Source organism: Bacteroidota bacterium, assembly GCA_034723125.1.
Lineage (GTDB): Bacteria > Bacteroidota > Bacteroidia > CAILMK01 > JAAYUY01 > JAYEOP01.
In genome coordinates, this window is sequence record JAYEOP010000548.1 from 1 (window position 1) to 1,663 (window position 1,663).

Annotated in this window: 1 protein-coding gene; it reads left to right on the forward strand. The window is 33.0% G+C overall.

Annotated features, from left to right (window positions below):
• On the forward strand, positions 1-1,663 hold a 1,663-nt coding region (locus U9R42_14045), incomplete at both ends, for a PKD domain-containing protein (protein MEA3497145.1).

Genomic DNA, 1,663 nt, shown 5'->3' on the forward strand with positions numbered 1-1,663 from the left:
TGGAATTTCGGAGACACTGCAACAAGTTATTACACTAATGCCTCACATTCTTTTTCTTATGAGGATAGTTTTAATGTAAAAATGTATGCCCTTTCAGATTACGGTTGCGAAGATTCGGTTTCAAAAATGGTTTATGTTTTTCCACCAAAAGCAGATTTTGAAATAACAGATTCAGCACAATGTTTTCTCGGAAATAATTTTGAGTTTATCAATAAAACAGGACAGGCTTATGGCACTATCAATTACCATTGGTTTTTTGGTGATGGAGATACTTCAACAATAAATGACACAGTTTATCATTCATACTCAAATACAGATACTTTTGAAGTAACTTTAATTGCAACTTCAAATTTTGGCTGTGCAGATATTTTAACAAAACAACTAATTGTGCATCCAATGCCACAGGTAGATTTTAGCATAAATGATTCGGTTCAATGCTTTAATGAAAATAATTTTCAGTTCTTAAATCTTACAACTTTCACACAAGTTAGTAGCTTGGATTATGCTTGGAACTTCGGAGACAGCACATTTTCAACAGACACAAACATAAATCACATTTATCAAAAAGCAGATACTTTTAAAGTAAAACTAATTGCCACATCAAATCAGGGCTGTTCAGATACGGCTATAAAAAATGTAATTGTTTTGGAATCTCCTAAAACAAAAATAAGTGTTTTAGATTCCGCTCAATGCCTAAACGAAAACAGTTTCACATTCTTAAACCCAAGTGATTCCTTAAATTTAAATGTTTCAAAAACATGGCATTTCGGAGATAACAATACTTCAAACACAGACACTGCAACACACATTTATTTAATTGCAGATACTTTTAATGTGGTTTTAATTGAGGAAACAAATCAAGGTTGTAGGGACACAGCAACAAAAGAAATTATTGTGCATCCAAGTCCTGTTACAGATTTTTCGGTTAATGACAGTTCGCAATGTTTTAATGAAAATCATTTTCAATTTACAAACCTAACAGCATTTCAAAACCCCTTAGGTTTAAACTACATCTGGGATTTCGGTAACGGCTCAACTTCAACGGATTCCAACGGACAAATGAAATATTCAAGCTTTGATACTTTTGATGTTAGGCTTGTTGCTATTTCACCATTAGGCTGTACTGATACTATCGTAAAAAAAGTATATGTTCTTGAATCACCAAAAGCGGATTTTTCTGTCAATGACAGTTCGCAGTGTTTTAATGAAAACAGTTTTCAATTTACAAACCTAACAGCATTTCAAAACCTGTTAGGTTTAAACTATAGCTGGGATTTTGGTAACGATTCAAGTTCAACGGATTCCAACGGACAAATGACCTATTTGAATTTTGATACTTTTTCAGTTCAACTTATTTCAACCTCAAATCTCGGATGTGCTGATACGGCAACAAAATCAATTTTTGTAAACCCAAATCCAAAAGCGGATTTTTCTGTAAACGATTCTGTTCAGTGCTTGAACGAAAATAGCTTTGAGTTTTTCAACCTAACAGCTTTTCAAAACCTGTTAGGTTTAAACTACAACTGGGATTTCGGTAACGGTTCAACTTCAACGGATTCCAACGAACAATTGAAATATTCAAGCTTTGATACTTTTGATGTTAAACTTGTTGCTACTTCAACTCTTGGTTGTAAAGATTCAATTACAAAAAACGTAATCGTTA